The sequence below is a fragment of the Streptomyces sp. P17 genome, assembly GCF_032436805.1.
Lineage (GTDB): Bacteria > Actinomycetota > Actinomycetes > Streptomycetales > Streptomycetaceae > Streptomyces.
On the sequence record NZ_JAVRBF010000504.1, the window covers coordinates 1 to 333 of the forward strand.

At 37.5% G+C, this 333-nt stretch carries 1 protein-coding gene; it reads left to right on the forward strand.

Going from position 1 to position 333, the window contains the following annotated elements; all coding sequences use genetic code 11:
* Positions 1 to 108 precede the first annotated feature (108 nt).
* Positions 109 to 333 (forward strand): helix-turn-helix transcriptional regulator (locus tag RMT89_RS41880; protein ID WP_315888998.1); only part of this gene is annotated, 225 nt, incomplete at its 3' end.

The window sequence follows — 333 nt, forward strand, 5'->3', positions numbered from 1 at the left end:
TACTTATTTCGTTAATTGTTATGTGTTATGGAGTGCTCGTTTTTAAAGGTTTAGTAGGCTATCCAAAGTCGTGGTTGAAAAGCAATAAACAATGAGAGAGTTCAGGTTATGTGTAAAAATGTTTTGCAAAATAACATAGATTATCTGGCGGTGCCTTCTCAGGATGGTCTTGCCAGAAGAATGGACCTTCCTGGTATAGGACAACGTTATATAAGCGATGTGGTTCGTGGTCGTAAAAGTTTTTCACCTGAAACTGTGCGAAAAATAGAAAAGAAACTTTCTATTCCTGCCGGTTGGCTTGATCGCTACCTTTTTGACTCTAAAATATTAGTC